At 44.1% G+C, this 12,906-nt stretch carries 9 protein-coding genes and 3 tRNA genes; 9 read left to right on the top strand and 3 right to left on the bottom strand.

Translation table 11 applies throughout. From position 1 onward, the window contains the following. The gene (locus tag ABFW99_RS12220; protein ID WP_349353524.1) at positions 1–1,002 is read left to right on the top strand and encodes an AAA family ATPase; all 1,002 of its coding nucleotides are present in this window, start codon (positions 1–3) and stop codon (positions 1,000–1,002) included. Positions 1,003–1,443: 441 nt separating this feature from the next. On the opposite strand, the gene rpsA is transcribed toward ABFW99_RS12220, so the two are convergent. Next, on the bottom strand, positions 1,444–3,438 hold the full coding sequence (rpsA, locus tag ABFW99_RS12215) for a 30S ribosomal protein S1 (protein ID WP_349353525.1): 1,995 nt from the start codon (positions 3,436–3,438) through the stop codon (positions 1,444–1,446). Between the two features lie 58 nt (positions 3,439–3,496). Then, positions 3,497–4,165, bottom strand: coding sequence for a (d)CMP kinase (gene cmk / locus ABFW99_RS12210; protein ID WP_349353526.1), 669 nt, complete (start codon positions 4,163–4,165; stop codon positions 3,497–3,499). A 128-nt stretch (positions 4,166–4,293) separates the two neighbouring features. Here cmk and rpsT point away from each other — a divergent pair, with 128 nt between their 5' ends. The 3 genes from rpsT to ABFW99_RS12195 all read left to right on the top strand — a co-directional run bounded on the left by rpsT (position 4,294) and on the right by ABFW99_RS12195 (position 8,801). Then, complete coding sequence (gene rpsT, locus ABFW99_RS12205; protein ID WP_255135068.1) at positions 4,294–4,545, top strand: 30S ribosomal protein S20; 252 nt, start codon at positions 4,294–4,296, stop codon at positions 4,543–4,545. Positions 4,546–4,556: 11 nt separating this feature from the next. Continuing rightward, positions 4,557–6,077, top strand: coding sequence for a 2,3-bisphosphoglycerate-independent phosphoglycerate mutase (gene gpmI / locus ABFW99_RS12200; protein WP_349353527.1), 1,521 nt, complete (start codon positions 4,557–4,559; stop codon positions 6,075–6,077). A gap of 141 nt (positions 6,078–6,218) precedes the next feature. After that, positions 6,219–8,801, top strand: a complete 2,583-nt coding sequence (locus ABFW99_RS12195) for an ATP-dependent Clp protease ATP-binding subunit (protein WP_349353528.1) — start codon at positions 6,219–6,221, stop codon at positions 8,799–8,801. A gap of 181 nt (positions 8,802–8,982) precedes the next feature. Here ABFW99_RS12195 and ABFW99_RS12190 read toward each other — a convergent pair whose 3' ends face one another. Then, positions 8,983–10,068, bottom strand: coding sequence for a hypothetical protein (locus ABFW99_RS12190; RefSeq protein WP_349353529.1), 1,086 nt, complete (start codon positions 10,066–10,068; stop codon positions 8,983–8,985). Between the two features lie 121 nt (positions 10,069–10,189). Between ABFW99_RS12190 and ABFW99_RS12185 the strand changes: the two genes are divergently transcribed. The 5 genes from ABFW99_RS12185 (at position 10,190) to ABFW99_RS12165 (ending at position 12,901) form a co-directional block, all read left to right on the top strand. After that, positions 10,190–11,233, top strand: coding sequence for an NAD-dependent epimerase/dehydratase family protein (locus ABFW99_RS12185; protein ID WP_349353530.1), 1,044 nt, complete (start codon positions 10,190–10,192; stop codon positions 11,231–11,233). 4 nt (positions 11,234–11,237) lie between these two features. Further along, positions 11,238–12,515 carry a glycosyltransferase gene (locus ABFW99_RS12180; RefSeq protein ID WP_349353531.1) on the top strand — a complete coding sequence of 426 codons (1,278 nt, stop codon included), beginning with the start codon at positions 11,238–11,240 and terminating at the stop codon, positions 12,513–12,515. 80 nt (positions 12,516–12,595) lie between these two features. Further along, positions 12,596–12,669, top strand: a tRNA-Pro gene (locus tag ABFW99_RS12175). Between the two features lie 65 nt (positions 12,670–12,734). Continuing rightward, positions 12,735–12,808: transfer RNA gene (locus ABFW99_RS12170), tRNA-Arg, on the top strand. A 22-nt stretch (positions 12,809–12,830) separates the two neighbouring features. Further along, positions 12,831–12,901, top strand: a tRNA-Cys gene (locus ABFW99_RS12165). The last annotated feature ends 5 nt before the right edge of the window (positions 12,902–12,906 follow it).

Genomic DNA, 12,906 nt, shown 5'->3' with positions numbered 1-12,906 from the left:
ATGAGCGAATACGCAATTGACATGGAAGCGCTGGGCAAAAAAATTGAAAAGAACAGCGCCTTTATTGAAGACATTCGAAAAGAGTTAGATAAGGTGATCATCGGGCAGCGATATATGATTGACCGCTTGCTGGTTGGGTTATTAACCAATGGACACGTGCTGCTTGAAGGTGTTCCGGGGCTGGCTAAAACCCTGACAGTCTCAAGCCTGGCTACAGTTTTGGATACCGCTTTTCAGCGCATTCAGTTTACGCCCGATCTCTTGCCTGCCGACCTGATTGGTACGCTCATTTACAATCAAAAAGAAGCGGAATTCCTGGTTAAGAAAGGGCCTATTTTTGCAAATATTATTCTGGCCGATGAGATCAACCGTTCCCCTGCCAAAGTACAAAGTGCTCTGCTTGAAGCTATGCAGGAAAAACAGGTTACCATTGGTGAAAATACCTTCAAACTAGATGAGCCATTTCTGGTTCTTGCCACTCAAAATCCGGTGGAGCAGGAAGGAACCTACCCGCTCCCTGAAGCACAGGTTGACCGTTTCATGTTAAAGCTGAAGATCGACTATCCTACCGAAAAGGAAGAGATGCAGATTATGCGTCAGCAGGCTAAGACCGGTAAAAAGGAAGAACTGAACAAAGTGGTAAGTCCGGCCAAAATTCTGGAAGCTCGCTCTACCATCAACGAAATCTATATGGATGAGAAGGTGGAGCAGTATATCGTTGACCTTGTTTTTGCCACCCGTAAGCCAAAGAATTACAACCTGGATGATCTTGAGGATTTAATCAGCTTTGGAGCATCTCCGCGAGCCACTATCAACCTCAACCTTGCCTCCCGGGCGCAAGCCTTTATGGAGCACCGTGCCTACGTTACACCGGAAGATGTGCGAACTATAGCGATGGATGTGTTACGTCACCGTATCATCCCGACTTTTGAAGCGGAAGCTGAGGACATTACTCCGGAAGATATTGTGACCAAGATCATGAACAACGTTCAGGTGCCGTAGGAACATCCAACAAGGAACATCGAATTTAGAACATTGAAGTTTTTAAGGCGCCGGTTGGTGCCTTTTTTTGTAATAAGTCATCGCGAGGAGCCCACATTCCTGACTTTAAATCTCTCAGCATTTTCGACGTGGCGATCTCCCTGAATCGGTTCAATATGACATATGACTAACCGGGAGATTGCCACGTCGGTGTGATTCCCAAACCTGTAGTTACATTTCAGTCTCCTCGCAATGACAGTACTCTATTCTCCTGCCAATTCTTTTGGATTAGTGAAAGATCGAATGACCGATTTGCGATGGGCGATTTTTAGCTAGTTTCGAGGGTTCATCGTCCTAACTCACACTGGTCCTCTTCTCTCAATCTATAAATTCTATTCTAATAAAAAAGCCTCGCTCAACTTAATGAACGAGGCTTAATAACTTTAGAAAGCTATTCGAGAATTACTCTTCTTCGTCAGAAGATTCGTCCTCAGCTTCTTCAGCTTTTGCATCTTCCTCAGCCTTTTTCTTGGCTTTGGCCGCATCGGCTTTTTTCTGAGCTTCGGCTTTCTCTTTTTCTTCCATGTCTTTCTTCAAAGCTGCAAGTCCAGACATCTCACCGAGCGTTGGCGCACCGGTTTCAGTGTTGGCACTTTCAACTTTCTTCTTGGCTTTCTTGGCTTTTCCTTTATCAGAATCAAGCTGACTCAATTCGATGTTTTTGTTTCCTTCATCAAAGTTCAGAACAAAAGCATCTTCAATTTTGTCGCCTTCGCTGTATTCAGCTTCGGTTGCTTTACCATAGCTCAGGAATGCTTCAGCACCTAATGGAAGCTTCACAAATACGCCTTTGTCGGTAGTTTTAACAACTTCACCTTCAACGGTATTACCCGGTGCGTATTCTTCAGCATACTGTTTCCATGGGTTGTCTTCCACTTGCTTGTGGCCAAGGGTGATTCGACGGTTGTCGAAGTCAACACCAAGGATTACAACCTCGATTTCCTGATCTTTGTCGACCACTTCATTTGGGTGGTCCACTTTCTCAGTCCAGCTCAGGTCAGAAACGTGAATCAAGCCATCAATACCGGGCTCGAGCTCAACGAATACTCCAAAGTTGGTAAGGTTGCGAACAACACCGGTGTGCTTGGATCCAACCGGGAAACGGTCAAGAATGTCTGCCCATGGGTCATCTTCAAGCTGCTTAACACCAAGAGAGATTTTCTTCTCTTCTTCGTTGATGTTCAGAACAATACATTCTACGATATCATCTTTCTCAACTAACTGAGACGGATGCTTGATGTGCTGTGTCCATGACATTTCAGAAATGTGGATCAGACCTTCAACGCCTTTCTCGAGCTCAATAAAGGCACCGTAATCAGCGATAGAAACAACGCGACCCTGTACTTTATTTCCTTCAGGGAATTTCTCGTTGATAGCATCCCATGGGTGAGGCTGAAGTTGCTTCAGACCCAGAGATACTCGTTTGCTCTTCTCGTCAAAGTCGATAACAGCAACGTTCATGCGCTGGTCAAGCTGTACAATCTCGTGTGGGTCGTCAACACGTCCCCAGGAGAGATCAGTAATGTGAAGTAGTCCGTCAACACCACCAAGATCGATGAATACACCAAAGTCAGTAATGTTTTTAACAGCACCTTCGAGAACCTGACCGGCTTCGATGGTTTCGAGAATTTCTTCACGCTGTTCTTCAAGATCAGACTCAATAAGTGCACGGTGAGATACAACCACGTTTTCAGCAGCCATATTCAGCTTAACAACCTGGAACTCCATCGTTTTGCCTACATAGGCGTCGAAGTCACGTACAGGTCGCACGTCGATTTGAGAACCTGGCAGGAAGGCGTCGATGCCTAATACATCCACAACCATACCACCTTTAATACGGCGTTTGATATATCCTTCAATAATTACGCCATCATCATGAGAAGCTTCAATTTTCTCCCAGGCTTTCAGGATATCTGCTTTACGGCGGGATAGGATTAACTGCCCTTCTTTATCCTCAACACGATCAAGGAATACTTCCACTTCATCGCCGGGCTCCATTTCTTCCAGAGCTTCGTTAGAAAACTCATTTACCTGGATAATACCTTCAGATTTGAAACCGATATCTACAACAACGTATTTCTCATCTACAGAGACAACACGGCCGTGTACAATTTCTTTTTCTTCAATTTCATTGAGGGTGTCTTCATACATGTCCACCATCTCATTGTACTCATCATCAGAATATTCATCGGATGGACGCTGGAGGTCTTCAAGGCTGAACACCTCTCCTTCCACATCTCCGGAGTACACATGAGTCAATGTTTCTTTTCTCTCTTCAGCGGTTTGCCCTTCAGTTGTAGTTTCTTCCTGCTCTTCCGCTTCAGCTACTGCTGTTTCCTCAGCCGTGTTCTCAGCTGTTTCCTGTTCTGCTTGTTCTTGTTTTACTTCGTCAGTCATTATGTTTGGTTATTGGTTTACCTCACAATTGACTTTCAATTGTGGGATAAGTTTATGGTTAATTGTTTTTCTGTGTTGATATCAATCGTTCTATTTTTTCACTGATGAAAGTGACTTGTTCCTCAAAGGTCATTTCAGATGTATCTACCAAAATGGCATCATCGGCTTTTTTGAGCGGATCAGAATCCCGGTTAGAGTCTTTCTCATCACGCCCGGCAATATTTTGCTTCACTTCTTCAAGCGTCACATCTTTGCCCTGAGCTTTCACTTCCTGAAATCTTCGCTGTGCTCGTGTATCCAAATCGGCAACCATAAAAAACTTTAAAGCTGCGTCAGGAAAAACAGCAGTTCCTAAATCCCTTCCATCGGCGATATATATATCGCTCTTAACAACTTCACGCATTAAATCATTTACGTGTGCGCGAACATCAGGGTTAGAAGCCACCTCACTTACATGCTCAGAAACTTCCATGCTTCTTATCTGGTCACTTACATCCCGACCGTTTAAATGCGCATGAAACTTTTCATTTTTGAAGTGAAAGCTAATCTCACTTTCTTTCAGTGTGTCAAAGAACTGTGGTAAATCTTTATTAACGTCCAGATATAACAAGGTAGCTACGCGATACAACGCTCCGGAGTCAAGAAATTGAATCTGAAGGTTGGCCGCTACGGCCTTTGCTGTTGAACTTTTGCCCGATCCTGCGGGTCCATCGATTACCACTATCATAACAGATCAGCTAAATTAAACTTATCCTGTTAATTATTCAATCATTTCTTGTTTAATATTTTCATAACTCTTAATTTTGGTTTCTCGGAAAAATCCGGGGAAAAGATAATTTCAAAAGCATATTAGCAATGCCAATAACTGAACAAGCCAAAAAAAGAGTACGACAGGCTGAAAAACACAGAGATCATAACCGAAGCCGAAAGTCTAAAATGAGATCTTTGGTTAAGAACGTGTACGAAATTGAAGACAAAGCAAAAGCTGAAGAAGCTTTAAAAGAAGCTGTATCGTACCTCGACCGTATGAGTGTGAAGGGTATCATTCACAAAAATAATGCAGCCCGCAAGAAAGCTCAGTTAACTAAATACGTTAACAACCTATAAAAAATAGCTGGATGGCCAACGCCGAATCGAAAGCTCTGCTCGTCATTTTAGATGGATTCGGGTTGGCTGAAAACCCAGATGTCAGCGCAGTGGATAAAGCTGACACGCCTTTCATCGACTCCCTTTTCCAAAATTATCCGCACGCCAAACTTTCTGCCAGTGGAGAGAATGTAGGTCTCCCCGATGGACAATTCGGGAATTCCGAAGTCGGACACCTTAATATAGGGGCCGGCAGAATTGTGTGGCAGGAACTTTCCAGAATCAATAAAGCCATTAAAGACGGCTCGTTCTTTGAAAATAAAGAACTTCTGGAGGCTGTAGAAAAAGCTAAATCAAAAAATAAGATTCACATCATGGGTCTTTTTTCTGACGGAGGCGTTCACAGCCATAACGAGCACCTGTTTGCTTTACTTGAACTCTGCAAAAAGCATGATATCGACAATGTAAACGTGCATGCTTTTACCGATGGGCGGGACACCTCCCCTAACGGTGGAATTGAATATGCGAAAGAGTTTGAGGCCAAAGCAAAGGAAACTGGCGTTGGGCAGCTTTCTTCTATCATAGGAAGGTACTATGCCATGGACCGGGACAATCGTTGGGAGCGTATCAAACTCGCTTACGATCTGTTGGTACACGGAAAAGGAGAAAAATTTGAGTCGACTTCCGAAGGATTTGCTGCTTCGTATGAAGCAAAAGTAACCGATGAGTTTATTAAGCCCATCCTTCTGGATGACAGCCCGGAGTCTCGCATCCAAAAGGGTGATGTGGTGATTTTTTATAATATCCGGGGAGATCGGGCTCGTCAGATTTCAAGAGCTCTAAATGAAAAAGGCTTCAATGAGTTTGAGGTGGAAGACCTGGATCTTCATTACACCACCTTTACTTCTTATGATGCAGATTTTGAGTTTGCACGGGTAGCCTACTCCCCTCAGGAGCTTACCAATACCATGGGTGAATGGATCAGTAATAAGGGACTGAGGCAGTTTCGAATTGCAGAGACAGAGAAATATCCCCATGTGACCTATTTCTTCAACGGGGGTATTGAAACTCCGAATAAGGGAGAAGAACGAATTGTGATTCCAAGCCCAAAAGTGGCCACCTACGACCTTCAACCCGAAATGAGCGCCGAGCTGGTTACAGACACTTTGTGCGAGCAGCTCTCATCAGAGAAACATCATTTCGTTGTGCTCAATTTTGCCAACCCCGATATGGTTGGCCATACCGGTGTGATGGAAGCAGCTATAGAAGCTGTGGAAACGGTCGATAAACAACTGAAGCGAGTGATCGAAACCGCAAATAAACATGGTTATCGCTCGCTCATTATTGCAGATCACGGCAATGCCGACTGCATGATTAAGGAAGATGGAAGTCCACACACAGCGCATACTACTGCTTTGGTTCCGGCTATAGTTGTTAATTATCCGGAAGAAATCAGCTTAAGCGACGGTATACTGGCGGACGTATCCCCTACGCTCCTAAAGCTTATGGGGATTGAGCAACCGAAAGAAATGACCGGCAAATCGTTATTTTGACTTCAGCGATTCGCATTTAGTTTGCATTTACTTTTCCGCGCTACTACCTTCGAGTAGTAATGAACTAAAGCAGTGTTTCACACGTTTTTTTATCTGAAATATTCACAGATTTATTTAGCAATTATTTAAGGAACTCGTCAGATGGAGGGAAATTTTTCAAGCAAAGTTCGAGATGTAATTCAGTTTAGCCGGGAAGAAGCTTTACGGTTAGGGCATGATTATATCGGAACGGAGCATTTAATATTAGGTATCGTTCGATTAGGTGACGGAGTAGCAGTCCGGATTCTCAAAAATTTGGATTGTGATCTTTTCAAACTTAAAAAGACCATTGAAGACACCGTCAGAGGTACCGGCGGATCTGTACAGGTTGGTAACATTCCACTCACCAAGCAAGCCGAAAAAGTGTTACGGATCACCTATTTGGAGGCCAAGCTTTACAAAAGTGATACCATTGGCACCGAACACCTCCTGTTATCTCTGTTAAGAGATGATGAAAATATCGCTGCACAAATACTGCAACAGTTCAGCATATCTTACGATGCGGTTCGCGAAGAACTGGATCTTATCATATCCGGAAAATCTCGTGATGACCATAGCGATTCCTCGTCTATGACTGCGAGTGCTTCCACATCCAAAGGATCCGGTTCCGGATCAGGGAGCTCGAGGGAAAAGAAAATGGAAAAATCAAAAACACCAGTACTCGACAACTTTGGCCGTGACCTCACTGAGATGGCTGAAGAAGGTCGTCTAGACCCAATTATAGGTCGTGAAAAAGAAATTGAACGTGTGGCCCAGGTACTGAGCCGCCGTAAAAAGAACAACCCAGTACTTATTGGTGAACCGGGTGTTGGTAAAACCGCTATTGCTGAAGGACTTGCTACCCGCATCATAGAACGTAAAGTATCGCGAGTTCTTTATGATAAGCGCGTTATTGCACTGGATCTGGCTGCATTGGTAGCCGGCACAAAATATCGCGGACAGTTTGAAGAGCGCATGAAAGCGGTAATGACCGAGCTCGAGAAAACCGACGATGTCATTCTGTTTATTGATGAACTTCACACTATTGTCGGAGCCGGTGGAGCAAGCGGATCGCTGGATGCTTCCAACATGTTGAAGCCTGCTCTTGCACGCGGTGATGTGCAGGCAATAGGTGCTACAACCCTGAATGAATATCGTCAGTTTATTGAGAAAGATGGTGCACTGGAGCGACGGTTCCAGAAAATCATGGTTGACCCGACTACACCGGAAGAAACCACAGAGATTTTAAATCAGATCAAACCCAAATACGAGAAACATCACAGCGTTCGCTTCACCGAAGATGCGATTGATGCTTGTGTGAAACTCACCGATCGTTATGTAACCGATCACTTCCTCCCGGATAAGGCGATTGATGCTTTAGATGAAGCCGGAGCCCGTGTCCATTTATCCAATATCACGGTTCCTCAAAACATCATCGACCTGGAAGAGGAAATTGAGACCACCAGCGAAGAGAAGAATTCAATGGTGAAAAAGCAACGCTTTGAAGAAGCTGCCCGTCTCCGTGACAAAGAAAAACGACTGATTGAGGAGCTTGAAGTTGCTCAACGTCAGTGGGAGAAAGAGTCTGAAAATATTGTCTATGATGTTAATGAGGAAGACGTTGCTTCTGTAATTGCCATGATGAGTGGCGTTCCTGTTAACAAAATCACCCAAAAAGAAGGCCAGAAACTGCTCAAGATGAAGAAAGAGCTGAGCGGACAGGTGATTGGACAGGACGAAGCCATTGTGAAATTAACCAAAGCCATCCAGCGTACACGCGCCGGACTTAAAGACCCTACCCGACCCATCGGTTCATTCATATTTCTTGGACCAACCGGTGTCGGTAAAACAGAAATGGCTAAGGTTCTTTCCAAGTATTTATTTGATAAAGAAGACACACTCATTCGCATCGACATGAGTGAGTATATGGAGAAGTTCTCTGTATCCCGACTCGTAGGAGCTCCTCCGGGCTATGTTGGGTACGAAGAAGGTGGAGTACTGACTGAAAAAGTACGCCGTAAGCCATATAGCGTGATTCTTCTGGATGAAATTGAAAAAGCACACCCGGATGTATTCAACATCTTACTACAGGTGCTGGATGATGGAATCCTGACCGACAGCCTTGGCCGCCGTGTTGATTTCCGAAATACCATCATCATCATGACTTCCAACATTGGAGCTCGTGATATCCGGAATATGGGTAAAGGGATTGGTTTTGATACCGACGACTCTGCTTTCGATTATGCGAAGATGAAGTCAACCATACAGGATGCACTTAAGAAGGTGTTTAATCCTGAATTCCTGAATCGTATCGATGACGTAATTACATTCCGTCCGCTCGAAAAAGATGATATCTTCCAAATCATCGACCTGATGAATGAAGATCTCTTCAAGCGCATCAAAGAGCTGGGTTATGAAATTGAAGTAACCAAAGCTGCCAAAGAATTCATCACCGATAAAGGCTTCGATCAGAAGTATGGAGCTCGACCTCTCAAGCGTGCAATCCAAAAATATATCGAAGATCCTTTGGCTGAAGAATTACTCGAGAATGAACACAATGAGGGTTCTCTCATCAAGATTAAGATGAATAACTCTCGTGACGGACTCGACTTTGACTGGAAAGAAGCAGAGCCTTCTGCTTCTGAAAGCGAAGACAGTGGCGAAGCTAAAGAAGAGGATACCTCAGAAAAGCCTAAAGAAGCTTAGACTGATAACCTTCTGAATGAAACTAAAGCCGGTGCATGCTAAATGTATCGGCTTTTTTATTGGAGTAAACTTTTCAGAATCATTCCCTACTTAATGAGGAACCTCTCTAAAAAATAAGAAGCCGAATTAATGAAATCGCAGGTCTAGGCCACGATCACAAGTAAGAGATACTAAACTCAAATCAAAAGCTAACCCTTAGGTCAAGCGCTTTACTCAGTCCGGTTATAGAATAGCTGTTTGAACCGGTACGATCCAAGCTCACTGAAAGTAAATCAGTAATACCTAACTGACCGTTATAATCCTGACGCTCAATGGCCCGGGCTTCAACGTTGATGGCATGAAATTCCACACCGGATAACACCGAACCGGCTATATCAGCGGTTAAGGCAATGATCGTGTTGTCTTGCGGTACATACTCCGCAAAATGAAGCATGGAACGGAAACTCGTGCTTCCTTCCCTTTCGCCGTCCATCACAGAATACACTCCCACCCTGCTATTCGATCTAATCGTAATAAATTCTCCATCCTCTGAAAACCTCAGATCTGCCACGGCCTGGTTGAAAGAAAAAGTCTCCAGTTCATTTCCAAACCGGTCCATGACATCAACTTTATCGTCCTCACCGCCTTTGTAAGACACAACGGCAATCAGCTGACCGTTCTCAGAAACTTTAACAAAACGAATGGCTCGGTCTCCGCTATAAAAAATATCCGTAGTGGTAAAGTTTGGCTTTATGATACGAGCACGTGAGCCTTCAATCTGATCGCGAACTATTTTAGGATTGTATAAAACCATTGTTTTAAAAGCAGGATCGGCAGCCAGTTCAGATACAGATTCACCCTCTGTGCTTTGAGAGCTGTTGGAAATCGATTGTTCAATCTTTCCCGACTCATCAAAGAAAAGGAAATTGGCTATGTTCTCCCGAACTATGAATCCGCCATTAGGCTTTACATATACTTTCGCAGAATTATCCCCAGACTGCAGCTGATAAGCGGATGAATTATATAATTCCTTACCAGCGCCTTCGTAAACCGAAATACCATTTATACCCAATGCTCCGGATAAAGCCGTAAGGGAATTTACGTCAGATGAAGCAGCTCCGGATGTAAAACCGAGAGATGTTTTGTTTAAACTGATTTGATGCCCCGCGACGGTGAATTCGCCGACACTGTTACTGCGTGAGGAAGCAGATTCAGAAATTCTTAGCGACTGCGAAAAAGCCGTTACTGAAACCAAGGTAAAAACAATAAAGAGAATAGTATATTTCATGGGTAATTTTTGATTAAATGCACTGCAAAGAACGGGATTTTTCGACAATATTTCTTCTTTTTCAAAGGCTTTTTCACAAAATTCATATCTTCAGCAAAAATCAGAAAAATAAACTCTTTATATGGGATATCATCTAATTACAGGCGGATGCGGATTCGTCGGACGAAACTTTGTAAAACGACTTCACAAAACCACTGACGACACCATCTTTTTTATTGATGATTTATCCGTGGGCACGCACCCCTCGGATTGGCTGCCGGATGGCACCCCTGCCCGTAAAGAAAATGGACTGGAGTATTTTGGTGAAGACGAGCGTATGGTATTCCTGAAGCAGGATGCTCGTTATTTTATCCGGGCTATGCTGGATAACGAAAATCACATCAAAGACACCTACGGATTAGACGTAACCCGTTTTAAGGATGTATTTCACTTTGCAGCCATTGTAGGTGGCCGTGCCAAAATTGACGGAGACCCTATGCTGGTAGCCCTCGACTTATCCATTGACGCAGAATTCTTTCTGTGGGTGTGCCGACAGAAGCCTAATCGTGTTCTGTATCCAAGTTCAAGTGCGGCCTACCCGGTCGACCTTCAAACCGAAGAGGACGCTATTGCCCTGAGTGAAAGTGATATTGATTTCAAAAATATGGGTCAGCCTGATATGACCTATGGTTGGTCTAAACTGACTGGAGAGTATCTTGCCCACATTGCTGCAAAGTATTACGGTGTTTCGGTAACCTGCATCCGGCCGTTCTCCGGCTACGGGGAAGACCAGGACCTCTCTTACCCCATCCCGGCTATAGCCCGTCGTGCAGCGCTTAAGGAAGACCCATTTGAAGTTTGGGGAACCGGTAAACAAGGACGCGACTTTGTTCACATCGAAGACGTGATGGATTGCACTTTCCATGCCATGGAAAGAATAACCGATGGCCGGGCTATTAATATTGGAAGTGGCCGACTTACAACTTTCCTCGAAATCATTGAGATATTTACTGAGTTTGCCGGCTATGATCCTGAAATCAAGAAGTTGCTCGACAAACCGGTAGGTGTTCATTCCCGCTATGCTGATATGACCTACGTGAACGAAGAGCTCGACTGGAAACCCAAGCTATCTCTTCGGGAAGGGATGCGACGCGTTTATGACGTTGCCGTAGAAAAATACGCTTAAGCTGATGGCTAAAATTGTATGTTTCGGGCCGGGACCAAAATTTAAAGGCGGGATTTCCAACTACAACACCTCGCTGGCTAAAACGCTGGACAAAGATCCGGATAATGAAGTCCATATCGTTTCGTGGACCAATCAGTATCCATCCATCATTCCACGGGAGTTTGTAGATAAATCCAGCCAATCCGACTTTTTGGAAGGCACGCGTATTAAGGTGAAGTATATCACCAACTACAACAATCCCTTCAGCTGGAAAGAAACGGCTAAGTACATCAAATCGCTGAACCCGGATAAGGTCATTTTTCAATGGGCGATTTCTATTCAGGGAATACCGATGGGTTCGATTGCTAAATGGCTGAAAAAGCATTGTGAAGCTGAAGTGATTTTTGATCTTCACTTCGTGATTCAGAAAGAAGACAGCACCATCGATGAACGGCTTACCAAACGAGGTATCAAATATGCCGATACGTATATCACGCATGCCTATAAAACCGTGGATGAGCTTAAAGCCCTTTATCCCAATCGAAATTTTTCCGTCAATGAAACCGGTGAACGGTCGGATTCTGAAGCCACCACGGTAATTAAGCTATTTCACCCGGTTTATGACTTATATAAACCGGATCCCGACTTTGATACTGAAGCTTTCAAGAAGCAACTGGGCTTAAAGAAGCATGTTTTTCTTTTCTTTGGGTTCATCCGAAAATACAAGGGATTGCATAACGCCATCCGTGCATTCAAACAAGTTGCAGAACAACGGGATGATGTATCTTTTCTTATTTGTGGAGAAGAATTCTGGGCCACCCTGGATACTTCTAAAATCACCACTAAAATTAAGCGCGGGCTCTTTGCAGTTGCTCAGAAACTGTTTCTCAAGAATAATGAAAGCGAACAGGATTACCGCCCCCTTCAATTGATCGAAGAATTAGGGTTAGAAGAAAGCACTGTAGTTAAAAACGAGTTCATCCCAAACGAAGACGTTAATAAATACTTTCAGGTAAGTGACTGCAGCGTACTCTATTACCTCACTGCTACTCCATCGGGGGTAGAGTCGCTGACCTATAACTTTGAACTGCCTATTCTGGCTACTAATGTCGGGCATTTTCCGGAAACCATTAAAGACGGGTTTAACGGCTACCTTGCCGAAGACGGTGATATTGACTCCATGGCTAAACAAATGCAGAAGTTCATTGAACATCCTTTATCGGCAGAAAATGTCCGGAAATCTGCAGAGAATATGAGCTGGGAAAACTACGTTACGGCTATCCTGAAAGATCTCTCTAAATAAATGCCCATTTTTAGAAAAAAGTAATTTATTCATTTGGCAACCGTCTGAAATAAGTCCTATATTTGGAGTCTTTCGAAGAACGGGGAGTGGCGCAGTCCGGTAGCGCATTCGCTTTGGGAGCGAAGGGTCGCAAGTTCAAATCTTGTCTCCCCGACTAAAGAAAGATTTTTCGGTTTTAAGGGTCGGAAAATCTTGTTTTTTTGACATATTGTAAGTTGAGCGCCCGTAGCTCAACTGGATAGAGCAACGCCCTTCTAAGGCGTAGGTTACAGGTTCGACTCCTGTCGGGCGTACTAGCTTTTAGCTTTTGCTTAAGGCGACATGGCCGAGTGGTTAGGCAGAGGTCTGCAAAACCTCGTACGGCGGTTCGAGTCCGCCTGTCGCCTCTAAA

This window comes from Gracilimonas sp. BCB1, assembly GCF_040117685.2.
Lineage (GTDB): Bacteria > Bacteroidota > Rhodothermia > Balneolales > Balneolaceae > Gracilimonas.
The sequence above is the reverse complement of the archived record's forward strand: the minus strand, read 5'-3'. Positions and strand labels throughout refer to the sequence as shown.

What these genes read in the sequence shown, in the direction of transcription:
- ABFW99_RS12190 (WP_349353529.1), bottom strand. Translation starts at nt 10,068, where the DNA reads ATGAAATATACTATTCTCTTTATTGTTTTTACCTTGGTTTCAGTAACG.
- cmk (WP_349353526.1), bottom strand. Translation starts at nt 4,165, where the DNA reads ATGATAGTGGTAATCGATGGACCCGCAGGATCGGGCAAAAGTTCAACA.
- ABFW99_RS12220 (WP_349353524.1), top strand. Translation starts at nt 1, where the DNA reads ATGAGCGAATACGCAATTGACATGGAAGCGCTGGGCAAAAAAATTGAA.
- ABFW99_RS12180 (WP_349353531.1), top strand. Translation starts at nt 11,238, where the DNA reads ATGGCTAAAATTGTATGTTTCGGGCCGGGACCAAAATTTAAAGGCGGG.
- ABFW99_RS12185 (WP_349353530.1), top strand. Translation starts at nt 10,190, where the DNA reads ATGGGATATCATCTAATTACAGGCGGATGCGGATTCGTCGGACGAAAC.
- ABFW99_RS12195 (WP_349353528.1), top strand. Translation starts at nt 6,219, where the DNA reads ATGGAGGGAAATTTTTCAAGCAAAGTTCGAGATGTAATTCAGTTTAGC.
- rpsA (WP_349353525.1), bottom strand. Translation starts at nt 3,438, where the DNA reads ATGACTGACGAAGTAAAACAAGAACAAGCAGAACAGGAAACAGCTGAG.
- rpsT (WP_255135068.1), top strand. Translation starts at nt 4,294, where the DNA reads ATGCCAATAACTGAACAAGCCAAAAAAAGAGTACGACAGGCTGAAAAA.
- gpmI (WP_349353527.1), top strand. Translation starts at nt 4,557, where the DNA reads ATGGCCAACGCCGAATCGAAAGCTCTGCTCGTCATTTTAGATGGATTC.